The organism is Pseudomonas sp. SYWMCR5 (assembly GCF_057197165.1).
In genome coordinates this window covers 367,202-387,118 of the sequence record NZ_JBXUNH010000001.1, presented here as the reverse complement: position 1 = coordinate 387,118, position 19,917 = coordinate 367,202, and the positions used below count along the sequence as shown (strand labels likewise).

Below are 19,917 nucleotides of genomic sequence, written 5' to 3'. Positions count from 1 at the left end.
GGCGAAACATGAAACTTCCGAGCAACAGGCCCGGCGCACTTCTGTGGGCGGCACTTGGCGAATTCAAATCGACGTTGATCAGCGTCGGTTGTTTTACTGCGTTGATCAATATTCTCATGCTCGTGCCATCGATATATATGCTGCAAGTGTACGACCGTGTACTGACTTCGCAGAATGAAACCACCTTGTGGATGTTGACCCTGATGGTGGTGGGTTTCTTCGTCTATATGGGCGTACTGGAGGCGGTGCGCAGTTTCATTGTGATTCGAGTCGGCCATCGACTGGAGCAGCGCTTCAACCTGCGGATTTATCGCGCCGCGTTCGAGCGTCACTTGCGCCAAGGTGATGGCGCCGCTGGCCAGGCTTTGAACGACATGACCCAAGTGCGTCAGTTCGTCACCGGCCCCGCGTTGTTCGCCTTCTTCGATGCACCGTGGTTTCCGGTGTATCTGGCGGTGATCTTCCTGTTCAACGTCTGGCTGGGTGTGCTCGCCAGTGCCGGAGCCTTGCTGTTGGTGCTGCTGGCTGTGCTCAACGAACGCCTGACCCAGCGCCCGTTGGCCGAGGCAAGCAGCCTGCAGCAGCAGTCGAGCAGCCTGGCCGGCAGCCAACTGCTCAACGCCGAGAGCATCCAGGCCATGGGCATGCTCGGTGCGCTGCGTCAGCGCTGGTTTGCCTTGCACGGACGCTTTCTCGAGTTGCAGAACCGTGCCAGCGACACGTCGGCAGTGATCACGGCCACCAGCAAGTCCCTGCGCTTGTGTTTGCAGTCGCTGGTGCTGGGCCTTGGGGCGTTGCTGGTGATCGAGGGCCAGATGACGCCGGGCATGATGATTGCCGGCTCCATTCTCATGGGCCGGGTGCTGGCGCCAATCGACCAGCTCATCGCGGTGTGGAAGCAGTGGAGCGGTGCCCAGTTGGCCTACAAGCGTCTGGAAACCCTGCTGCAGGAGCACCCTGAACCGGCGCTACCAATGCCGCTACCGGCGCCTGGCGGCCAGTTGTCCATCGAGCAGGTCAGCGGCGGGCCACCGGGGCGCAGGGTGGCTACCGTGCAGCAGGTCAGTTTTGCCCTGGCACCCGGTGAGGTGCTGGGGGTGCTGGGGGCTTCGGGCTCTGGCAAGTCGACCCTGGCCAGGCTGCTGGTTGGCGTCTGGCAACCACTGGCGGGCCAGGTGCGCCTGGATGGCGCCGAGCTTTGCCAATGGGACCGCGATGCGCTTGGTCCGCATATCGGCTATCTGCCGCAAGGCATCGAGCTGCTGCGCGGCAGCATCGCCGAGAATATCGCCCGCTTCGGCGAACTTGATGGCCACAAAGTGGTGGAAGCGGCGCGCCTGGCGGGTGTGCATGAGTTGATCCTGCGCTTGCCGCAGGGTTACGACACACGCCTTGGCGAGGGCGGCGGCGACCTCTCCGGAGGCCAGAAACAACGCATTGCCCTGGCGCGTGCGCTCTATGGCAACCCGTGCCTGATCGTGCTCGACGAACCCAACTCCAACCTCGACAGCCTTGGCGAGGCGGCGCTGGCCAATGCCATCGTTCAGTTGAAGGCGCTGGGGCGCACTGTGGTGCTGGTGACCCATCGCAGTGCGGCTCTGGCCCAGGCCGACAAGCTGCTGGTGATGAACGACGGGCGTGTGCAGGCGTTTGGCCCTGCGCGGGATATTCTCCAGGCGCTGGGCCAGGGCACCACGCAGCGGCCGCTGCAAGCCGGAGGTGGCGCATGAGCCGCACGACAAGCGATGCGCGTTTTTATGTCCGCCTTGGTTGGCTGCTGACCCTGCTGGGGTTTGGCGGGTTCATGGCCTGGGCCAGCCTTGCGCCGCTGGATCAGGGCGTGGCGGTGCAGGGCACCGTGGTGGTGTCGGGCAAGCGCAAGGCAGTGCAGTCCATGGCTGCCGGGGTGGTCAGCCGGATTCTGGTCCGCGAAGGGCAGACGGTGCGTCAGGGTGAGCCGCTGTTCCGTCTCGACCGTACCCAGGTACAGGCAGATGTCGAGGCGCTGCAGGCCCAGTACCGCCTGGCCCTGGCCAGCCTGGCGCGTTGGCGCGGTGAGCGTGACAACGCGGGGCAGGTGCAGTTTCCTGCTGAGCTGATGGATGAGTCCGACGCGCAACTCGGCCTGGTTCTTGAAGGTCAGCGCCAGTTGTTCGACAGCCGTCGCCAGGCCCTGGCCCGTGAACAGGGCGCGGTGTCGGCCAGCATCGAAGGCTCCCAGGCCCAACTGGCCGGCATGCGCCGGGCACGGGGCGACCTGCAGGCCCAGGCCGACTCCCTGCGCGAGCAGTTGGACAACCTGCGCCCGCTGGCTGGCGAGGGCTACATCCCGCGCAATCGGGTGCTCGAATACCAGCGTCAGTTGTCCCAGGTGCAACGTGACCTGGCGCAGAATGCGGGCGACAGCGCGCGCCTGGAACAGGGCATCGTCGAGGCTCGGCTCAACCTGCAGCAGCGCCGTGAGGAATACCAGAAAGAGGTGCGCACCCAACTGGCCGAGGCCCAGGTCAAGGCCGCGACGCTGGAGCAGCAGCTCAACTCGGCGCGCTTCGAGTTGCGTCACAGCGAGATCCTCGCGCCAGCCGACGGCATCGCCGTCAACCTGGGGGTACACACCGAAGGTGCAGTGGTGCGGGCAGGCGACACGTTGCTGGAGATCGTGCCGCAAGGTACGGCGCTGGAGGTGGAAGGGCGCCTGCCGGTGAACCTGGTGGACAAGGTCGCGCCGCAGTTGCCGGTCGATATCCTGTTCACAGCCTTCAACCAGAACAGCACGCCACGGGTCACCGGCGAAGTGGCGCTGGTGTCGGCCGACCAGTTACTCGACGAGCGCAGTGGCCAGCCGTACTACGTGCTGCGCAGCACCGTCAGCGAAGAGGCGCTGGCGCGTTTGCAGGGCTTGGCGATCCGCCCGGGCATGCCAGCCGAACTGTTCGTGCGCACTGGCGAGCGCTCGCTGCTCAACTACCTGTTCAAGCCCCTGCTCGACCGTGCAGGCAGCGCCTTGACCGAACAATAAGGACGCGCTGATGAACACATCTGCAACCAGGCTGCTGCTGGCCTTCGTGCTGCTGCCGACACTGGCCCAGGCCAGCATGGGGCCGTTCCAGGTCTACGAGCAGGCGCTGCGCCGCGATCCGACCTACCTTGCAGCCTTCAAGGCCCGTGAGGCGGGCCAGGAGTACCGGGCCATCGGCCGCGCAGGCTTGCTGCCCAACCTTTCCTACAGCTACAACAAGGGCCGTAACGATTCGAAGGCCAGCTACCTCGGTGATTCGCGTCGCTCCAGCGAAGACAGGCGCTATGACAGCTATGGCTCGACCTTCATCCTCCAGCAACCGTTGTTCGACTACGAAGCCTATGCGGCCTATCGCAAAGGGGTGGCCCAGGCGCTGTTCGCCGACGAAAGCTTTCGCGACCAGAGCCAGCAGTTGCTGGTGCGAGTGATGACCAGCTATACCCAGGCCCTGTACGCCCGAGACCAGATCGCTATCAGCGTGGCAAGCAAGCAGGCCTACCGCCAGCAATTCCAGCAGAACCAGCGCCTGTTCCAGGCAGGCGAGGGGACGCGCACTGACATTCTCGAGGCCCAGGCGCGTTTCGAACTGGCCGATGCCGAGGAAATCCAGGCACGTAACGACGAGGATGCCGCCCTGCGTGAACTCGGCGCGTTGATTGGCGAACCGGCGGTGCAGATCGACATGCTCGCCCCCCTGCGCAGCGGCTTTGCCTTGCCGCAGGTGATGCCCAGCGGTTACGAGGCCTGGCAATCGCTGGCCCTGGCCAGCAACCCGCAGCTCGGCTCGCAGCGCCATGCGCTGGAAGTGGCGCGTTACGAGGTCGAGCGCAATCGTGCCGGGCACCTGCCCAAGGTCAGCGCCTTCGCGACTTCGCGGCGCCAGGAGTCGGACAGTGGTAACACCTACAACCAGCGCTACGACACCAACACCGTCGGTATCGAAATCAGCGTGCCGCTGTTTGCCGGTGGTGGCGTCAGCGCCTCGACGCGCCAGGCCAGCCGGCATCTGGAGCAGGCCGAGTACGAGCTCGACGGTAATACCCGCAGCACCTTGATCGAGCTGCGCAAGCAGTACAACGCCTGCGAGTCCGGTGCCAGTCGCCTGCGCGCCTACGAAAGGGCGCTGCAGGCGGCCGAGGCTCTGGTGGTGTCGACGCGCAAGAGTGTGCAAGGGGGCGAGCGGGTCAATCTGGATGTGCTCAATGCCGAACAGCAACTGGCGACCACCCGGCGTGACCTGGCGCGGGCGCGCTACGACTACCTGCTGGCCTGGATCAAGCTGCATTACCAGGCGGGGACCTTGAGCGAAGCGCAGCTGGCGCGGGTGGACGAAGCCTTCGTGGCGGCCGGCGGATAGGGGCGGCCATTGGGCCGCTCCCTGTCGCCATGGCCTCAGGCGGCGAACCCGCCATCGGCCAGCAGGCTGGCACCGGTGATGTAGCCAGCTTCCGGGCCGGCCAGATAGGCGACGAAGCTGGCGATTTCATCGGCATGCCCGTAGCGTCCGATCGCCATCAGCGGGATCAGGCTGTCGGCGAACTCGCCGTCGGCCGGATTCATATCGGTGTCCACCGGGCCAGGCTGCACATTGTTGACGGTGATGCCCTGGGGCCCGAGGTCGCGGGCCATGCCGCGGGTCAGGCCGACCAGCGCCGACTTGCTCATGGCGTAGGGCGCGCCGCCAGCGAACGGCATGCGTTCGGCGTTGGTGCTGCCGATGTTGATGATCCGGCCGCCCTGGCCCATGTGCCGGGCCGCAGCCTGGCTCGCCACGAACACGCTGCGCACGTTGATCGCCAGCATGCGGTCGAAGTCGTCGAGGTCGAATTCGGTCACTGGCGCCACGGCCAGTACACCGGCGTTGTTGACCAGGATGTCGAGGCGGCCGAAGGCTTTGACGGTGTCTTCCACCGCTTGCTGCACCGCACTGGCATCAGCGCTGTCGGCGCGCAAGGCCAGGGCGCGGCCACCCTCGGCGTTGATGGCATCAGCCAGGGCCTGCGCGGGGGCAGCGGAGCTGACATAAGTGAAGGCGACTTGCGCGCCTTCGCGGGCCAGGCGCCGGACGATGGCGGCGCCGATGCCGCGGGAACCGCCCTGGACGAGGGCGACTTTGCCTTCGAGGTTCGATACGTGGGACATGCTGCTCTCCTGAAGCGAGCAAGGCGGTGTGCCTTGGATGAGCCCAGTATCGGCTGGGTATTACCTGCTGATAAGATGGCAATCGCTATCGTCAGAGTGAACTTCTGGTTGGGAATCGCCCATGGAATCCTTCAGCAGCCTCGAGTGCTTCATCACCAGTGCCGAGGTCGGCAGCTTCGCCGAGGCCGCCCGGCGCTTGTCGATCACGCCTGCGGCGGTGGGCAAGAACGTCGCCCAGTTGGAGTCCCGTCTGGGTGTGCGCCTGTTCCAGCGCAGTACGCGCAAGTTGACCCTGACCGAGGCCGGGCAACGCTTTCTCGGTGAAGTGAGCGAGAGTTTTCGCAGCATCCAGTACGCCGTCGCCAACCTGGCCAGCAGCGAAGGCCAACCGGCCGGGGTGCTGCGGGTCAGCATGGGCATCGTGTTCGGGCGTTTGTACGTGCTGCCGTTGCTGGGGGAGTTCCTGCGCCGATACCCGGCAATCACCGCGGACTGGCATTTCGACAACCGCCAGGTCGATCTCATCGGCCAAGGGTTCGATGCCGCTATCGGCGGCGGCTTCGACCTGCCGCCGGGTGTCGTTGCGCGCAAGCTGGCGCCTGCACACCGGGTCTTGGTAGCGGCGCCTGAGTACCTGCAGCGGCACGCGCCGATCCAGATGCCGGAACAACTACCCCAGCACGACGGCATCCTGATCCGGTCGCCGCAGACCGGGCGAGTGCGTTCCTGGCCCCTGACCAGCCGCAGCCAGGAGCAGCGCCCGCTGCAATTGCGCCAGGCGATGACCATGAGCGACTCGGATGCCGCCTGTGCTGCGGCGGAGCAAGGGTTGGGGATTGCCTTGGTGAGCATGCCGTTCGCCGTGCCGTACTTCGCCAGCAAACGCCTGTGCAGGGTGTTGCCGGACTGGTATGTGGACGATGGCAGCGTCAGCGTCTACTACGCCGAGCGCAAGCTGCTGCCGGGCAAGACCCGCGCGTTCATCGACTATCTGGTGGCGTGTTTTGAGGCGCAGGGGTTGGCGAAGCAGTTCGATGCGATGGCAGGCGTCTGAATCCTGCCGTCAGTCGACTTCGACTACGAACTGCACCTGCGCCACCCCGGCGAGCATCAGGCTTACTTCGTCATCGAGTTTCTTGCCGATCAACTGCTTGCCAAGCGGCGAGCGCGGGGTGATCACGGTCACCAGTCCAGGGCCTTCGCCGATTTTCAGTCCGGCGCCCTCGGGGCCGAGAAACAGCAACTGCTGGCGACCTTGCTCGTCTTCAAGCGTTACCCGGTTGCTGAGCTGGATCCCCCGCGCCGGGTCGTAGTCGCGCAGCAGCAACTGCTGGTAGCTCAGCAGCGCCTGGCGGATTTCCGCGGTACGACGCGCCTGGCCGGTGGCGAGGTAGGAAGCTTCGAGCCCCAGGGTGTCGTACTTGTTCTCGGCGATGTTCTCTTCGGCAGTGGCGGTTTCGTAGGCGGTCTGGGCGGCGCGGCGCAGCACCTCCATGTCGTGCTCGAGGGTGTCGATGATGCGTGCGAGAAGGGTTGGCTTGTCCATGGTCAGCGGCAGAACTCCAGCACGTTGGCCTGGCTCTTGTCGGTCGGTGCATTGCGGTTCTGCTGTAGCCAGAACTGGCATTTGGGGTTGTTCAGGTTGCGCGGGTTGGCCTCGATGGCCTGTTGGGCTTGCTGCGTGTTCAGGATCTCCTTGTAGCGCTCGAACATCGCCTGCTGCGCGTCGGCCGGTTGCGGCGGGGCAACCGGGGCGGGGGCGGTGCGTGCCGGGGCCACTGCCTGGGCCAGTGGTGCGACCTGCTGCGGCCACAACTGCCAGGCCAGCCACAGGCTCAGGGCGATGGCCACGGCGCCGAGCCACAGGCCGAGGGCCACGCAGACAATCAACTGCAAAGGGTTCAGGGTGATCTTCAGTTCGCGGCGACGGGGCATCGTGGCCTCCTGGCAGGGGTCGATCGAGGGGCCATTGTCGCATGGCTGTGCGATTTGTTTTATTGCCGGATGCGGGTAGCGCTTTTGTCGGTGCCGGTTTATCCGCACAATCCATGGTTTTCTGCGCTGCGAGGGGAGTGGTCGTGAAAGCCACCTGGGACATTTTCTGCACGGTCGTCGACAACTACGGCGATATTGGCGTCACCTGGCGCCTGGGGCGCCAGCTCGCCGATGAGCATGCGTTGACCGTGCGCCTTTGGGTGGACGACCTGCAGGCGTTCGCACGCCTGTGCCCGGAGGCTGATCCACAGGCCGCGCGGCAATATCAGCGAGGCGTCGAGGTATGCCATTGGCCGGTCGATTGGCCCGCATGCGAAACCGCCGAGGTGGTGATCGGTGCCTTCGGTTGCCAACTACCGGCGGCCTATGTCGAAGCCTTGGCCGAGCGCTCGACACCGGCATTGTGGCTGAACCTCGAATACCTGAGCGCCGAGGACTGGGTCGAGGGTTGTCATGGGCTGCCTTCGCCACAACCCAATGGCCTGCGCAAAGTGTTTTTCTTCCCAGGCTTCACCGCCAATACCGGCGGCTTGCTGCGTGAAGGCGAACTGCTGGGCAAGCGTGCTGCGTTCGAGGAGGATGCTGCCGCGCGCAAGGCATTCCTTGCCGGCCTCGGCGTGAAACCTGCGCCCGAGGCGCGACTGATGTCGTTGTTCGCCTACGAGAACGCACAGTTGGGCCATTGGCTGGAAGCCCTGGCGGCAGACGATCAGCCCACCCACCTGTTGGTCCCCGAAGGTCGAATCCTGTCCGACCTGCATGCGTGGCTGGGTGAACGACTGGCCGTGGGCGAGGTGCGCCAGCGCGGGGCGCTGACCTTGCAGGTGCTGCCATTCGTCAGCCAGGACGACTACGACCGTATCCTCTGGTGCTGCGACTTCAATGCCGTGCGCGGCGAGGATTCCTTCGTGCGTGCCCAGTGGGCCGGGCGCCCTCTGCTGTGGCACATCTACGTGCAAGAGGAGAATGCTCACTGGGAAAAGCTCGAGGCTTTTCTCAAGATCTATCGACAGGGGCTGTCGGACGATGCCGCAGATGCGCTGGTGGCGTTGTGGCGTGCCTGGAACATGGATCGTGACATGGGCGAGGCCTGGCGCGGGGTGCTGAAACACTGGCCGCAACTGCAGACGCACGCCCGGCAATGGTGTCTGGAACAGGCCACTCGGCCGGACCTTGCCACAGCGCTGGTACAGTTTTACCGAAATTGGATATGATATGCGGCCTCGATTTTTATAAATCCATCCAGATTCGGATACTTCGTAATGAAAACTGGTAAAGAGCTGAAACCCGGTACCGTACTGCGGATCGACAACGACCCGTGGCTGGTCCAGAAAGCGGAATTCACCAAGTCGGGCCGTAACAGCGCGATCATGAAGACCAAGCTGAAGAACCTGCTGACCGGCTACAAGACCGAAACCGTCTACGGTGCGGACGACAAGCTGGACGACGTGATCCTGGATCGCAAAGAAGCGACCCTGTCGTTCATCAGCGGTGACTCGTACACCTTCATGGACACCACCGACTACACCATGTACGAGCTGAACGCCGAAGACATCGACGCCGTTCTGCCGTACATCGAAGAAGGCATGGAAGATGTCTGCGAAGCCGTCTTCTTCGAAGGCCGCCTGGTATCGGTTGAACTGCCGACCACCATCAGCCGTCAGGTTGTCTACACCGAGAACGCTGCTCGCGGCGATACCTCGGGCAAGGTCATGAAGCCTGCCAAGCTGAAGAACGGTACCGAGATTTCGGTAGCTGACTTCATCCAGATCGACGAGTGGATCGACATCGACACTCGCGACAACAGCTTCAAGGGCCGTTCCAAGAAGTAATCTTCTTGCGACCCACAAAAAACCCGGCCTTGGCCGGGTTTTTTGTGTCTGGCGTTTACTCAGACCGTCACGTGCAGGCGCACATCGACGTTGCCGCGGGTGGCGTTGGAGTATGGGCAGACTTTGTGCGCCTTCTCCACCAGGCCTTCGGCATCTGCCTGGGCCAGGCCCGGCAGGTTGATGTGCAGGTCGATGTCCAGGCCGAAACCACCGGGGATCTGGCCGATACCGACCTTGGCGGTGATCGAGGCGTCGGCAGGCAGGGCTTTCTTTTCCTGGCCGGCAACGAACTTCAGCGCGCCGATGAAGCAGGCCGAGTAGCCGGCAGCGAACAGCTGCTCGGGGTTGGTGCCTTCACCGCCAGCACCACCCAGCTCTTTAGGGGTGCTCAGCTTGGCTTCGAGCTTGCCGTCGCTGGAACGGGATTTGCCGTCGCGACCGCCAGTGGAGGTTGCTTCTGCGATGTACAGGGGAGTGACCTTTTGCATCTTGAGCCTCGCTTGTGTGCTGTGCGCCTTGGCGCTGGGTGGGTGTGGGTTTAAATTAGCGCGCAATCATTTAGTGCGCAAGATAAATTTTCGACCATTCGTCCGACAGGCTTTCACAGCATAGTCCTCAGAGGCTTTTTTGCAGGCTGTCGCGCAGGTCGAGCAGTTCGGCCTGCAGCTTCTGCAAGCGTTCCACCGTGCGCCCGGAGGCTTCCAGGATGCAGTGCGGCACCTTGCTGGCCTCATCGCGCAAATCACGGCCCTTGTCGGTCAGTTGCACCAGCACCACGCGCTCATCGTCGCGGCTGCGGGTGCGCTTGAGCAGGCCTTCGCTTTCCAGGCGCTTGAGCAGCGGGGTGAGCGAGCCGGGGTCGGTCAACAGGCGCTGGCTGATTTCGCCTACGGTCAGGCCGTCCTCCTCCCACAGCACGAGCATGGCCAGGTATTGCGGGTAGGTGAGGCCCAGGGCCTGCAACAAGGGTTTGTAGACCTTGGTCATCAGCAACGAGGTGGAGTGCAGGGCGAAGCACACCTGGTTGTCCAGCAGCAGCTCGTCGCAGGGGGCTTTGGTGTCGGCGTTCATGCAAGTCCTTGAATGAGTTCAGTTAAGAATCTAGCACGCAGATCGTTAGCGCGCTCATCAACCACGCATTCCACTGCGTAGCGCCAGGTCCCAGGGAGGGACCGGGCTGAAGCGGCTCTTGAGGAATTCGAGCAGCAAGCGGCTGCGAGAGTTCGTTTCATGTTCGAGCCGGAGTGCATAGATACCGGTGGTTTCCGGTTCGGGCAGGCCGTTTTCGCAGAATAGCGGCAGCAGTTCACCCCGTAGCAGGTATTCGCTGACCAGCCAGGTGGGCAGATGGGCGATGCCGAGGCCGGCGAGGGCGCCGAACAGCAGGGTTTCGGCGTTGTTGGCGGTCATACGCAGGCGTGCCGGGCGGTACAGGCGCACTTGGCCATCGACGGCGAAGCGCCAGGCGAACGGTGGTGCAAGGCCATCCCAGTCCAGGCCGTCGTGCTGCGGCAGCTCGCTGGGGCAGGTAGGCACCCCTCGCGCGGCCAGGTAGGCCGGGCTGGCGCAGGCGATGCGCACCATGTAGGCCAGCGGTGTGGCGACCAGTCGTGTGTCGGCCAGAGTGCCTGCGCGCAGCACCAGGTCGACCTCGCCCAGGTGGCTGCCGTGCATGTCGACGAAACTGTCGATCAGGCGCAGTTGCACATCGAGCCCGGGGTAGGCCACCAGGAAGTCGGCGATCGCGGGTGCCAGGTGACGGCGTCCGAAGGCTGCCGGGGCATCCATGCGGATCAGGCCTTCCGGTGCATTGCTCAGGGATACCGCTTCAGCGCGTGCCAGGCGCAGTTCCTCGATGATGCGCCGGGCGCGTTCGGCGAAGGCATTGCCCGCTGGGGTCGGGCGCACGGCATGGGTGCTGCGCACGAACAGGCGGCTGCCCACGGCGTTTTCCAGGTTGTCGATGCGTCGTGCGACTGCCGAAGGCGTCAAGGGGTGACGACGCGCGGCGGCAGAGAAGCTGCCGGTTTCCAGCACGTCGAGAAACAGACTCAGTTGTTCGGTGAGGATATCTGGACTCATGACCCTTCCCATGCTTTTGCGTAAAACGCAAAGCCATTGTGCGCTGCTGTGCGTTTCCCCGCCAGCCTGCACTGGGTAGCATGCCTGGATTGAGAATGCTGTCGGATGAGGCACTGATGATCGAGTGGGTGATGTACATCGTTTTAGGCGCGGCGCTGGGCACCATGGGTGGCCTGTTCGGCATCGGCGGCGGGTTGATTGCTATTCCCGCGCTGGGAGTGCTGTTCGGTCTCGACCAGCAACTGGCCCAGGGCACGGCGTTGGTGATGGTAGTGCCCAACGTGCTGCTGGCGCTGTGGCGCTACCATCAGCGCAACCGCATCGAGCTGCGCCATGCGGTGCCGCTTTCGCTGTGCAGTTTCATTTTTGCGTGGCTGGGGTCGATCTGGGCGGTCGGGCTCGATGCGCACTCCATGCGCCTGGGTTTCGTCGCGTTCCTGGTGGCGCTGGCGGTGTGGAACGTGGCACGCATGTTCATGAAGGTCAGCCCGCCGAGCAGCCAGTTGCGTTATCCCTGGCCTTGGCTGGGTGTGCTGGGTTGCTTCGCCGGTAGCATGGGCGGGCTGTTCGGTGTTGGCGGCGCGGTAGTGGCCACGCCGATCCTGACCAGCGTGTTCGGCACCACCCAGGTGGTGGCCCAGGGGCTGTCGCTGGCGCTTGCGGCGCCGAGCACCATGGTGACACTGCTCACCTATGGCGTTCATGGCAGCGTTGACTGGCATGCCGGTATTCCACTGGCGGTGGGCGGTCTGCTCAGCATCAGCTGGGGCGTGAAGCTGGCCCATGCGTTGCCCGAGAAAGTGCTGCGTACGCTGTTCTGCGTGTTTCTGATTGTCTGTGCGGTGATGCTGGGCCTGGAGCTGTAATCGCGTTTACCTGAAGCCGTCGATCACGTAGTCGGCCATGCAGTCGGTGATCGGCGAGTGGCTTTGCGCATTGCGCAGCAGCATCACATTGGCCACCGGTAACTGCGGCAGGCCCTGGTCTTCGCCGAGGATGCACAGAGGGTCGCTGATGAGGCTCTGCAACTGGGCTGTAACCGCCAGGCCTGCGCCGACGATGGCAAAGATGGCCGCCAGGCTTGGGCTTGTGTAGGCGATGCGGTAATCGATCCCCTGATGGTCCAGGGCGTTGCAGGCCCAGGTGCGGCAGAAACAGTCGGTGTTGAACATCGCCAGGGGCATCGGGCTCTGTTCGTGGGGGCAGAAGCCCTTGGCGGCTGCCCATACCAGGCGCTCCTGACGCAGCAGCTGGCCCACCTCGGCACCTGGCTCGCGGGTGATGATGGTCAGGTCCAGGTCCTGGCGCTGCATCAACTGCTTCGATGGCTCGCAATGCACCTCCACCTGGATCAGCGGATAGCTGCAGGCGAAGCTGGCGAGAATCGCCGGCAGAAAGCGCATGGCGTAGTCGTCTGGAGTGCCGATGCGCACCACGCCGACCATGTGCGGCATGCGCAAGGTGTTGAACACCTCACCGTGCAGCTTGAGGATGCGCCGGGCGTAACCCAGCAGCACCTGGCCCTCGGCGGTCAGGCGCACCTGGCGTCCGTCGCGTTCGAACAACTGGCGTTGGAGGATGTCTTCCTCCAGGCGTTTCATCTGCATGCTCACTGCCGACTGGGTACGGTTGACGACCTCCCCGGCGCGGGTGAAGCCGCCTTGTTCGGCGATGGCGACGAAGGTGCGCAAGACCTCGGCGTCGAGACTCTGGTAAGTGGACATTGCATCAATTCTCCAGATGCAAGACATAAGAAACATTCGTTGGATTGATCCTAAGCCCAGCGCGAGACTGAAGCCACTCACACGGAGGGCTTCACGATGAAAGGTCATTTCGGCGTCACGCACACCCCCTTCTCCTTGGGCCAACTTCTTGCACAGGCGCTTCAGCGACTGCTGCGCTGGCAACAGCTGTACCGCCAGCGGCGGCAATTGGCCAGCCTCAGCGACGATGCGCTGCACGATCTGGGGTTGAGTCGGGCGGATACCCTGCAGGAGGTGGAGCGCCCGTTCTGGGACGATCCATTGCGCAAATGAAGGTGTCGCTGCGGGGCAGGGCTGCCCCGCGGCGTTTACAGGCTGTAGTAGTAGCCGCGGCTGCGCAGGGCGACGATGCGGGGGCGGCCATCGGCGTGGGGGCCGATCTTCTTGCGCAGGTTGCTGACGTGCATGTCCAGGCTGCGGTCATAGAGCGTCAGTTTGCGGCCCAGGCCGATCTGTGCCAGCTCCTGCTTGTCCAATGGCTCGCCGGGTTGACGCAGCAGTGCTTCGAGGATGCGGCTCTCGGAGAGTGTCAGGCTCATCTCGCGCTGATCGATGCTGACCACCCCGCGCACGGGGCTGAAGGCCAGGTCGCCGATCTCGATCTGGGTGCTGGGCGCCGCCGGGTGGCTGCGGCGCAGCACGGCACGCAAGCGAGCGGTCAGCTCACGCGGGTCGCAGGGTTTGGCCAGGTAATCGTCGGCACCCAGTTCCAGGCCCAGGATGCGGTCCAGCGGTTCGCCACGGGCCGACAGCATCAGCACCGGCAGTTCGGCGTGGTCGCTGCGCAGTTGCTTGAGCAGTTCCAGACCGCTGCCATCGGGCAGCATTACATCCAGCACCACCGCCGCCGGGGCGTGGGCGGCCAGGGCCTGTCGCGCGCTCTCGCCGTCGTGGCAGGCGCGGACCGCAAAGCCTTCCTGGGTCAGCCAGCTGCCGAGCAGCTCGCACAACTCCTGGTCATCATCAATCAGTAACAGCTCGCTCATGACTCACTCAATTCAACCATTGTCGGCGTCTTCTGTGTCCGCCGCTGGCTAAGATACCGCAGACTGCCGACAACAGTGCAACGACCGATCCGATCAGGAACCATTGCTGCTGGTCGGTAAGCAGGTGCAGGGGGCTGCTGGCCTGCAGTTTTTCCACCGCAGCCTGCAGGCGCTGGTTGTCCTGGCGCAGGCGTTCGAGTTGGGTGCTTTCCCGGGCGCTGTCGGCATCTTGCAGCTGTTTGCTCAGCGCAGCGCGCTGTTTCTCGCTGTCTTCCAGGCGCTGCTGCAGCTCGGTGATGCGCGCGCCAGCTTCCAGCGACAGAGGTTGTTCGGCGAGAGCGAGGGGAGAGAGCAGCAACAGCCAGAAAAGCAGCAGGGACATCGGACCTTGGCGCATCGGAACTCCTGATTCTTGTTCGATTCAGAAGGTTGTCGGCAGTAGGTCGCAATAGATGAATCCGTGGATTGCCTGGGCCTGTTCGCGTGCAAGTCGTCGTCACGGCTTGCACGCGAACAGAAACGATCGGGCTCAGGGCAGCACTTGCTTGAACGGTTTGACTACCACCTTCTCGTACACGCCTGCTGCGATGTACGGGTCGGCGTCGGCCCAGGCCTGTGCGGCGGCAAGGGAGTCGAACTCGGCGACGATCAGGCTGCCAGTGAAACCGGCAGCGCCCGGGTCGTTGCTGTCGATGGCCGGATGCGGGCCGGCCAGGATCACTCGACCTTCGGCCTTGAGTTGCTGCAGGCGCTCGATGTGCGCAGGGCGGGCAGCCAGGCGTTTTTCCAGGGAGTTCGCGACGTCGCTGGCGATGATGGCGTAGAGCATGTCAATCCTTGGGTTTGGAGGTGGAAGGGTCGGCGTCGTGCAGATGGCGCGACAGGTACACGCCCTGGGCCACCAGGAAGATCACGGTCATGCCCAGGCTGCCGAAGACCTTGAAGTCGACCCAGAACTCCTGGAACGTGAAGGCGACGAACAGGTTGGCTGCGCCGCAGACCAGGAAGAACAGGATCCAGGCGACGTTCAGGCGGTTCCAGATCGTTTCGGGGAGTGTCAGTGCGTGCCCCATGATGCGCTTGATCAGAACCCGGTCGCCGATGAAGTGGCTGCCGGCGAAGGCCAGGGCGAACAACCAGTTGACCACCGGCGCCTTCCATTTGAGGAAGGTTTCGCTGTGGAAGGCCAGGGTGAGGCCACCGAAGACAAGGCACGCCACCAGTGTCAGCAACTGGCCTTTTTCGAGCTTGCGATGGCGCAGGAACAGCGCGCCGTAGACCACCACGGAGCTGAGGATGAGCATCGCCGTGGCGCTGTAGATACCGCCGAACTCAAAGCTTTGACCGGCAAACTCGACCGGGCGCGGGTCCAGCTTGTAGACGATGAAGAACAGCAGCAGCGGGATGAAATCGATGAATTGTTTCACAGTGGCAGCCAGAAGCGGGATGTGACGGCATAATAACAAACATCGATTCCGGCGAAAGCGCTCCTCCATGAATGTTGATCTGCACTGTCACAGCACGGCCTCCGACGGCGCCCTGTCGCCCACGGCACTGGTCGCCCGCGCCCACGAGCACGGGGTGCGCACGCTGGCGCTGACCGATCACGACACCCTCGAAGGGCTCCCCGAGGCGCGCCAGGCGTGTCTTGACCTGGGCATGCAATGGGTCAGCGGGGTGGAGCTGTCATGCACCTGGGGTGGGGCGACCATCCATGTGCTGGGTTACAACTTCCCCCTCGATGCACCGCCCCTGCTGGAGGCCATCGAGCAATTGCACCGTGGTCGCTGGCTGCGCGCCGAGGATATCGCCAGGCGTCTGGCGGGCAAGGGCATGCCGGATGCGCTCGAGGGCGCGCGTGCCGTACAGCAGGAGCTGGGTGACAGTGGCAACGCCCCGGCGCGCCCGCACTTCGCCGAGTTCCTGGTGCGCGCCGGGCACGTCAAGGACCGCGGTGAGGCGTTCCGCAAATGGCTGGGTGCCGGCAAGCTGGGCGACGTCAAGCTGCATTGGCCGACGCTCGAGGAAACTGTCGGGACCCTTCGCCAGTCCAACGCTTGGGTGAGCCTGGCCCATCCCATGCACTACGAACTGACTCGCAGCAAGCGCAGACGCCTGATCGCCGACTATATTCAAGCGGGAGGGCAGGCGCTTGAAGTGGTCAATGGCATGATGCCGCCCGAGCAAGTGGGCACGATGTCCATCCTTACCCGTGAGTTCGGCCTGCTGGCAAGCGCTGGCAGTGACTTCCACGGCCCCGGCACCTGGGGCGAGATCGGTGCCTACCGGCCATTGCCCGAGGACCTGCCACCTCTGTGGCGCCGATTCAGCCATGAACAGCCTATGGCGGTATGAACAGGACGATTACGTGAGTCAATTCTTCCAGATTCATGCGGAGAACCCGCAAGCGCGCCTGATCAAGCAGGCCGTGGAGATCATCCGCAAGGGCGGGGTGGTGGTGTATCCGACCGACTCGGCATACGCCTTGGGTTGCCAGATCGGCGACAAGGCGGCGATCGAGCGGGTCCGGCGCCTGCGCGGCCTGAATAAAACGCACAATTTCACCTTGATGTGCTGCGACATGTCGCAGCTGGGGTTGTATGCCAAGGTCGATACCGGCACCTTCCGCCTGCTCAAAGCCCATATCCCCGGCCCGTACACCTTCATTCTCAACGGGACCCGCGAGGTGCCGCGCCTGTTGCTGCATGAAAAACGCCGTACCATCGGCCTGCGCGTGCCGGACCATGGCATCACCCTGGCGCTGCTCGCGGAACTGGGCGAGCCGTTGATGAGCGTCAGCCTGATCCTGCCCGGCGACGATGAGCCGATGACCGATCCCTACGAAATCCGCGAACGCCTGGAGCACCACGTCGATCTGGTCATCGACGGTGGCTTCGGCGACCTGAAGGCGTCCACCATCATCGACCTGTCCGGTGACGAGCCACAGCTGATCCGCGAAGGCTGCGGCGACCCCACGCCCTTCTTGGTCAACGCGTGAGCCAGGTGCAGGCCCCCGAAGCGCCGCAGCAACTGCAGTTGGCGCTGGTCTACGGTGAAGCCCTCACCGAAATGCCGGTTGATCTGTACATTCCCCCGGATGCCCTGGAGGTCTTCCTCGAAGCCTTCGAGGGCCCGCTGGACCTGCTGCTGTACCTGATCCGCAAGCAGAACATCGACATCCTCGACATCCCCGTGGCCGAGATCACCCGGCAGTACATGGGCTACGTCGAGCTGATGAAGTCGGTGCGACTGGAGCTGGCTGCCGAGTACCTGGTGATGGCCGCGATGCTCGCCGAGATCAAGTCGCGCATGCTGCTGCCGCGCTCCAGTGAAGTCGAGGAAGAAGAGGGCGATCCGCGCGCCGAACTGATCCGCCGCCTGCAGGAGTACGAGCGTTTCAAGGCTGCCGCCGAGGGCATCGATGAGTTGCCGCGGATCGGTCGCGAAGTGCTGGTGCCGCAGTTGGAGGCGCCGCAGGCCAAGGTACGTAAGCTGCTGCCCGACGTTGCGCTGGAAGAAATCCTGCTGTCCATGGCCGAGGTCATGCGCCGCAACGACTTGTTCGAGAGCCACCAGATCACCCGCGAGACCTTGTCGACCCGCGAGCGCATGAGCGAGGTGCTCGAGCGTCTGAAGGGCGGCGGCTTCGTGCCCTTCATCGAGCTGTTCAGCGTCGAGGAGGGCAAGCTCGGCGTGGTGGTCACCTTCATGGCGATTCTCGAGCTGGTGAAGGAATCGCTGATCGAACTGGTGCAGAATGAGCCTTTCACCCCGATCCATGTCCGTGCCCGGGCCGAGTGACAGTTAAGAGCGCCGATGAACCTGAACGAACCCCGCGACCTGGCGTCGCTGATCGAGGCCTTTCTGCTGGCCTCTGGCAAGCCGCAGTCCCTGGAGCGCCTCTTCGAGTTGTTCGAGGAGGCAGAGCGCCCGGCGCCGGCCGTGTTCAAGAAGGCCCTGGAGGTGCTCGGCAAGTCGTGCAATGGCCGCGCCTTCGAGCTCAAGGAAGTGGCCAGCGGCTACCGCTTGCAGATTCGCGAGGACTTCGCGCCCTGGGTCGGTCGCCTGTGGGAGGAGCGCCCGCAGCGCTATTCCCGTGCGCTGCTCGAAACCATGGCCTTGATCGCCTACCGCCAGCCGATCACCCGGGGCGAGATCGAGGACGTGCGCGGGGTGGCCGTCAACAGCAACATCATCAAGACCCTGATGGAGCGCGAGTGGATCCGCATCGTCGGCTACCGCGAGGTGCCGGGCCGTCCGGCCATGTTCGCCACCACCAAGGCGTTCCTCGATCATTTCAACCTCAAGAGCCTCGATGAGTTGCCGCCGCTGGCCGAACTGCGCGAGATGGAGCCAGAGCCTGTGCTCGACGACCTGGACGATGCGCCGGTGCCCGCGCACCTGCAGGCGTTGGCCGATGCCAGCTTGGGCGAGGATGAGCTTGAGGGCGAGGGTGAGCCGAAGGAGGAAACCAGCTTCCGCAGCCTGCTGGTGGAGCTGGATGCCATGGAAGAGGGGCTCAAGATCGACTTTGATGATTTACGCGAGGAAGAGGATGTGGTCGAGGACGAGGACAAGCCTTGATCTGCGCTGGCGTTTTGCGGGCTAACCGCCGAGCAGAAAAACTTCATCACCCCGATGCATCCGCCCCATGAACCGCGTACAATGCGCGCCCCCTTGGCGCATTCGCCGCCAAACCGCTTTCACTACACCGTACACCGGGAGGTGCCCAGATGAGTGACAAAGACCTGCAAGAAACCCAGATCACCCCGCCGTCCGGCGAAAAGCTGCAGAAAGTGCTGGCACGCATCGGCGTGGGTTCACGCCGTGACGTCGAAGCCTGGATCAGCCAGGGTCGCATCAAGGTCAACGGCGTCGAGGCCACCCTCGGCCAGCGCGTCGACCTGCACGATGCCATCGCTGTCGACGGCAAGCTGATCAAGCGCGAGGAAGCCGCCGAGGCGACCCGCCGCGTCATCATGTACAACAAGCCAGACGGCGAGATCTGCACCCGTGATGACCCGGAAGGCCGTCCGACCGTGTTCGACCGCCTGCCGCGCCCGAAAGAAGGCCGCTGGATCAATATCGGTCGTCTCGACATCAACACCACGGGCTTGCTGCTGTTCACCACCGACGGTGAACTGGCCAACCGCCTGATGCACCCCTCCTATGAGATGGACCGCGAGTACGCGGTGCGTGTCCGTGGCGAGGTCGACGACGAGATGATCGAGCGCCTCAAGGCGGGCGTGATGCTCGAGGACGGCCCGGCCAAGTTCACCGATATCCAGAAGGCGCCGGGCGGTGAAGGCTTCAACCATTGGTACCATTGCGTGGTGATGGAAGGCCGCAACCGTGAGGTGCGTCGCCTGTGGGAGTCCCAGGGCATGGTGGTCAGCCGCCTGAAGCGCGTGCGTTTCGGCCCGGTGTTCCTCAACTCCGACCTGCCGATGGGCCGCTGGCGTGAAATGAGCCAGGGCGAGATCGACATCCTCGCTGCCGAAGTCGGGCTGCAGCCGGTGGCGCTGCCGACCCTCAACCTCAAGGCCAAGGACAAGCTCGAGCGTCTGCAGCGCAAGTCCACGCGCCCCATGGGTCGTGGCGAGCGCGTGCGTGACCTGCGCCCCGCCAAGGACGCCGGCGAGCGTCAGCCACGCGCGGCCAGCGAGCGCCCGGCGCGTCCGGCACGTGAGGAAGCGCCGCGCAAGGGTAGCCGCGGCAGCGCCGTTGCCGAACGTCCTAGCGAGATGCGCAAGCGTCCTGCGCGTGCGGAAGGCGACAAACCAGCCGGCCGTGGTCGCGGTAAACCGCGTGGTTGATCGCATGTGGCGGTAAAAGGGCCAGCCTTCGGGCTGGCTTTTTTGTGCCTGGTCGAAAAGTGCGAGCCTTCAAGCTGCTGAACAGGAAGCGTTTTTTGTCATGCTGGAAAGTATTTGAACCATCTTGTAACGAAATTTATACGGAATCTGCCGGGATTACCGTTCGGTTTCCTGCCTTCCAGGCTGGTGTAAACAGATCTTGCCGCATGCCGCGCCGCAGAGCCTTCCATCGGCCATTCGCGCTATTGCCCAAAGCCCCGTCCCGCGCTGATATGACGGACA

At 63.9% G+C, this 19,917-nt stretch carries 24 protein-coding genes; 13 read left to right on the top strand and 11 right to left on the bottom strand.

Annotation, left to right across the window (positions count from 1 at the left end; all coding sequences use genetic code 11):
- Positions 1 to 8: 8 nt before the first annotated feature.
- From AC2CGW_RS01725 to AC2CGW_RS01715, 3 genes are read left to right on the top strand one after another with little or no spacing between them, the layout of a single operon-like run.
- Positions 9 to 1,730, top strand: a complete 1,722-nt coding sequence (locus AC2CGW_RS01725) for a type I secretion system permease/ATPase (RefSeq protein ID WP_186666530.1) — start codon at positions 9 to 11, stop codon at positions 1,728 to 1,730.
- Positions 1,727 to 3,019 (top strand): HlyD family type I secretion periplasmic adaptor subunit, encoded by a 1,293-nt coding sequence (locus AC2CGW_RS01720; RefSeq protein WP_186719081.1) that lies wholly within the window; start codon positions 1,727 to 1,729, stop codon positions 3,017 to 3,019. The genes AC2CGW_RS01725 and AC2CGW_RS01720 overlap by 4 nt, the downstream gene beginning before the upstream one ends.
- Positions 3,020 to 3,029: 10 nt before the next feature.
- A complete protein-coding gene (locus AC2CGW_RS01715) occupies positions 3,030 to 4,376 on the top strand; it encodes a TolC family outer membrane protein (RefSeq protein WP_411383013.1) in 1,347 nt (448 codons plus the stop codon).
- Between the two features lie 35 nt (positions 4,377 to 4,411).
- Here the strand turns inward: AC2CGW_RS01715 and AC2CGW_RS01710 are convergent, their stop codons facing one another.
- Positions 4,412 to 5,161, bottom strand: coding sequence for a 3-oxoacyl-ACP reductase family protein (locus tag AC2CGW_RS01710; protein ID WP_484573416.1), 750 nt, complete (start codon positions 5,159 to 5,161; stop codon positions 4,412 to 4,414).
- Between the two features lie 121 nt (positions 5,162 to 5,282).
- Between AC2CGW_RS01710 and AC2CGW_RS01705 the strand changes: the two genes are divergently transcribed.
- Positions 5,283 to 6,215 carry a LysR family transcriptional regulator gene (locus tag AC2CGW_RS01705; RefSeq protein ID WP_186711669.1) on the top strand — a complete coding sequence of 311 codons (933 nt, stop codon included), beginning with the start codon at positions 5,283 to 5,285 and terminating at the stop codon, positions 6,213 to 6,215.
- A gap of 9 nt (positions 6,216 to 6,224) precedes the next feature.
- On the opposite strand, the gene AC2CGW_RS01700 is transcribed toward AC2CGW_RS01705, so the two are convergent.
- Positions 6,225 to 6,707 (bottom strand): GreA/GreB family elongation factor, encoded by a 483-nt coding sequence (locus AC2CGW_RS01700; RefSeq protein WP_426352001.1) that lies wholly within the window; start codon positions 6,705 to 6,707, stop codon positions 6,225 to 6,227.
- Between the two features lie 2 nt (positions 6,708 to 6,709).
- On the bottom strand, positions 6,710 to 7,096 hold the full coding sequence (locus tag AC2CGW_RS01695) for a hypothetical protein (protein WP_484573415.1): 387 nt from the start codon (positions 7,094 to 7,096) through the stop codon (positions 6,710 to 6,712).
- Between the two features lie 143 nt (positions 7,097 to 7,239).
- Here AC2CGW_RS01695 and earP point away from each other — a divergent pair, with 143 nt between their 5' ends.
- Together earP and efp are read left to right on the top strand one after the other, a co-directional pair.
- A complete protein-coding gene (gene earP, locus AC2CGW_RS01690; protein ID WP_484573414.1) occupies positions 7,240 to 8,370 on the top strand; it encodes an elongation factor P maturation arginine rhamnosyltransferase EarP in 1,131 nt (376 codons plus the stop codon).
- Between the two features lie 48 nt (positions 8,371 to 8,418).
- The gene (gene efp / locus AC2CGW_RS01685; protein ID WP_028691737.1) at positions 8,419 to 8,988 is read left to right on the top strand and encodes an elongation factor P; all 570 of its coding nucleotides are present in this window, start codon (positions 8,419 to 8,421) and stop codon (positions 8,986 to 8,988) included.
- A 59-nt stretch (positions 8,989 to 9,047) separates the two neighbouring features.
- On the opposite strand, the gene AC2CGW_RS01680 is transcribed toward efp, so the two are convergent.
- The 3 genes from AC2CGW_RS01680 to AC2CGW_RS01670 all read right to left on the bottom strand — a co-directional run bounded on the left by AC2CGW_RS01680 (position 9,048) and on the right by AC2CGW_RS01670 (position 11,070).
- Positions 9,048 to 9,476, bottom strand: coding sequence for an organic hydroperoxide resistance protein (locus AC2CGW_RS01680; protein WP_484573413.1), 429 nt, complete (start codon positions 9,474 to 9,476; stop codon positions 9,048 to 9,050).
- A 127-nt stretch (positions 9,477 to 9,603) separates the two neighbouring features.
- Positions 9,604 to 10,059: a MarR family winged helix-turn-helix transcriptional regulator gene (locus tag AC2CGW_RS01675; protein ID WP_484573412.1), complete on the bottom strand. Its 456-nt coding sequence runs from the start codon at positions 10,057 to 10,059 to the stop codon at positions 9,604 to 9,606.
- A gap of 57 nt (positions 10,060 to 10,116) precedes the next feature.
- Positions 10,117 to 11,070, bottom strand: coding sequence for a LysR family transcriptional regulator (locus AC2CGW_RS01670; RefSeq protein ID WP_186666517.1), 954 nt, complete (start codon positions 11,068 to 11,070; stop codon positions 10,117 to 10,119).
- 116 nt (positions 11,071 to 11,186) lie between these two features.
- On the opposite strand from AC2CGW_RS01670, the gene AC2CGW_RS01665 reads away from it, so the two are divergent.
- Positions 11,187 to 11,936: a sulfite exporter TauE/SafE family protein gene (locus AC2CGW_RS01665; RefSeq protein ID WP_186666678.1), complete on the top strand. Its 750-nt coding sequence runs from the start codon at positions 11,187 to 11,189 to the stop codon at positions 11,934 to 11,936.
- Positions 11,937 to 11,942: 6 nt separating this feature from the next.
- Here AC2CGW_RS01665 and AC2CGW_RS01660 read toward each other — a convergent pair whose 3' ends face one another.
- Complete coding sequence (locus tag AC2CGW_RS01660) at positions 11,943 to 12,794, bottom strand: LysR family transcriptional regulator (RefSeq protein WP_186666515.1); 852 nt, start codon at positions 12,792 to 12,794, stop codon at positions 11,943 to 11,945.
- A gap of 96 nt (positions 12,795 to 12,890) precedes the next feature.
- On the opposite strand from AC2CGW_RS01660, the gene AC2CGW_RS01655 reads away from it, so the two are divergent.
- Positions 12,891 to 13,106: a DUF1127 domain-containing protein gene (locus AC2CGW_RS01655; protein WP_186666513.1), complete on the top strand. Its 216-nt coding sequence runs from the start codon at positions 12,891 to 12,893 to the stop codon at positions 13,104 to 13,106.
- Positions 13,107 to 13,141: 35 nt separating this feature from the next.
- Here the strand turns inward: AC2CGW_RS01655 and AC2CGW_RS01650 are convergent, their stop codons facing one another.
- The 4 genes from AC2CGW_RS01650 to AC2CGW_RS01635 form a co-directional block, all read right to left on the bottom strand.
- A complete protein-coding gene (locus tag AC2CGW_RS01650; protein ID WP_054891952.1) occupies positions 13,142 to 13,819 on the bottom strand; it encodes a response regulator transcription factor in 678 nt (225 codons plus the stop codon).
- Between the two features lie 7 nt (positions 13,820 to 13,826).
- The gene (locus tag AC2CGW_RS01645; protein ID WP_411384492.1) at positions 13,827 to 14,201 is read right to left on the bottom strand and encodes an SH3 domain-containing protein; all 375 of its coding nucleotides are present in this window, start codon (positions 14,199 to 14,201) and stop codon (positions 13,827 to 13,829) included.
- 147 nt (positions 14,202 to 14,348) lie between these two features.
- Complete coding sequence (locus tag AC2CGW_RS01640) at positions 14,349 to 14,648, bottom strand: YciI family protein (RefSeq protein WP_186666509.1); 300 nt, start codon at positions 14,646 to 14,648, stop codon at positions 14,349 to 14,351.
- Position 14,649: 1 nt separating this feature from the next.
- Positions 14,650 to 15,246, bottom strand: coding sequence for a septation protein A (locus AC2CGW_RS01635; RefSeq protein ID WP_186666507.1), 597 nt, complete (start codon positions 15,244 to 15,246; stop codon positions 14,650 to 14,652).
- A 67-nt stretch (positions 15,247 to 15,313) separates the two neighbouring features.
- On the opposite strand from AC2CGW_RS01635, the gene AC2CGW_RS01630 reads away from it, so the two are divergent.
- The 5 genes from AC2CGW_RS01630 (at position 15,314) to rluB (ending at position 19,635) form a co-directional block, all read left to right on the top strand.
- Positions 15,314 to 16,174 (top strand): PHP domain-containing protein, encoded by an 861-nt coding sequence (locus tag AC2CGW_RS01630; protein WP_186666505.1) that lies wholly within the window; start codon positions 15,314 to 15,316, stop codon positions 16,172 to 16,174.
- 13 nt (positions 16,175 to 16,187) lie between these two features.
- On the top strand, positions 16,188 to 16,817 hold the full coding sequence (locus tag AC2CGW_RS01625; protein WP_081255296.1) for an L-threonylcarbamoyladenylate synthase: 630 nt from the start codon (positions 16,188 to 16,190) through the stop codon (positions 16,815 to 16,817).
- 104 nt (positions 16,818 to 16,921) lie between these two features.
- Positions 16,922 to 17,620 (top strand): segregation and condensation protein A, encoded by a 699-nt coding sequence (locus AC2CGW_RS01620; RefSeq protein ID WP_484573676.1) that lies wholly within the window; start codon positions 16,922 to 16,924, stop codon positions 17,618 to 17,620.
- A gap of 15 nt (positions 17,621 to 17,635) precedes the next feature.
- Entirely contained in the window at positions 17,636 to 18,403 is a 768-nt protein-coding gene (gene scpB, locus AC2CGW_RS01615; RefSeq protein WP_186719089.1) for an SMC-Scp complex subunit ScpB, read from the top strand.
- 149 nt (positions 18,404 to 18,552) lie between these two features.
- Complete coding sequence (gene rluB, locus AC2CGW_RS01610) at positions 18,553 to 19,635, top strand: 23S rRNA pseudouridine(2605) synthase RluB (protein WP_186666501.1); 1,083 nt, start codon at positions 18,553 to 18,555, stop codon at positions 19,633 to 19,635.
- Positions 19,636 to 19,917: the final 282 nt, after the last annotated feature.

Excerpts from the sequence above, each read along its gene's own strand:
- AC2CGW_RS01725 (WP_186666530.1), top strand. The coding sequence starts at position 9 with ATGAAACTTCCGAGCAACAGGCCCGGCGCACTTCTGTGGGCGGCACTT.
- AC2CGW_RS01720 (WP_186719081.1), top strand. The coding sequence starts at position 1,727 with ATGAGCCGCACGACAAGCGATGCGCGTTTTTATGTCCGCCTTGGTTGG.
- AC2CGW_RS01715 (WP_411383013.1), top strand. The coding sequence starts at position 3,030 with ATGAACACATCTGCAACCAGGCTGCTGCTGGCCTTCGTGCTGCTGCCG.
- AC2CGW_RS01710 (WP_484573416.1), bottom strand. The coding sequence starts at position 5,161 with ATGTCCCACGTATCGAACCTCGAAGGCAAAGTCGCCCTCGTCCAGGGC.
- AC2CGW_RS01705 (WP_186711669.1), top strand. The coding sequence starts at position 5,283 with ATGGAATCCTTCAGCAGCCTCGAGTGCTTCATCACCAGTGCCGAGGTC.
- AC2CGW_RS01700 (WP_426352001.1), bottom strand. The coding sequence starts at position 6,707 with ATGGACAAGCCAACCCTTCTCGCACGCATCATCGACACCCTCGAGCAC.
- AC2CGW_RS01695 (WP_484573415.1), bottom strand. The coding sequence starts at position 7,096 with ATGCCCCGTCGCCGCGAACTGAAGATCACCCTGAACCCTTTGCAGTTG.
- efp (WP_028691737.1), top strand. The coding sequence starts at position 8,419 with ATGAAAACTGGTAAAGAGCTGAAACCCGGTACCGTACTGCGGATCGAC.
- AC2CGW_RS01680 (WP_484573413.1), bottom strand. The coding sequence starts at position 9,476 with ATGCAAAAGGTCACTCCCCTGTACATCGCAGAAGCAACCTCCACTGGC.
- AC2CGW_RS01675 (WP_484573412.1), bottom strand. The coding sequence starts at position 10,059 with ATGAACGCCGACACCAAAGCCCCCTGCGACGAGCTGCTGCTGGACAAC.
- AC2CGW_RS01670 (WP_186666517.1), bottom strand. The coding sequence starts at position 11,070 with ATGAGTCCAGATATCCTCACCGAACAACTGAGTCTGTTTCTCGACGTG.
- AC2CGW_RS01665 (WP_186666678.1), top strand. The coding sequence starts at position 11,187 with ATGATCGAGTGGGTGATGTACATCGTTTTAGGCGCGGCGCTGGGCACC.
- AC2CGW_RS01660 (WP_186666515.1), bottom strand. The coding sequence starts at position 12,794 with ATGTCCACTTACCAGAGTCTCGACGCCGAGGTCTTGCGCACCTTCGTC.
- AC2CGW_RS01655 (WP_186666513.1), top strand. The coding sequence starts at position 12,891 with ATGAAAGGTCATTTCGGCGTCACGCACACCCCCTTCTCCTTGGGCCAA.
- AC2CGW_RS01650 (WP_054891952.1), bottom strand. The coding sequence starts at position 13,819 with ATGAGCGAGCTGTTACTGATTGATGATGACCAGGAGTTGTGCGAGCTG.
- AC2CGW_RS01645 (WP_411384492.1), bottom strand. The coding sequence starts at position 14,201 with ATGTCCCTGCTGCTTTTCTGGCTGTTGCTGCTCTCTCCCCTCGCTCTC.
- AC2CGW_RS01640 (WP_186666509.1), bottom strand. The coding sequence starts at position 14,648 with ATGCTCTACGCCATCATCGCCAGCGACGTCGCGAACTCCCTGGAAAAA.
- AC2CGW_RS01630 (WP_186666505.1), top strand. The coding sequence starts at position 15,314 with ATGAATGTTGATCTGCACTGTCACAGCACGGCCTCCGACGGCGCCCTG.
- scpB (WP_186719089.1), top strand. The coding sequence starts at position 17,636 with ATGAACCTGAACGAACCCCGCGACCTGGCGTCGCTGATCGAGGCCTTT.
- rluB (WP_186666501.1), top strand. The coding sequence starts at position 18,553 with ATGAGTGACAAAGACCTGCAAGAAACCCAGATCACCCCGCCGTCCGGC.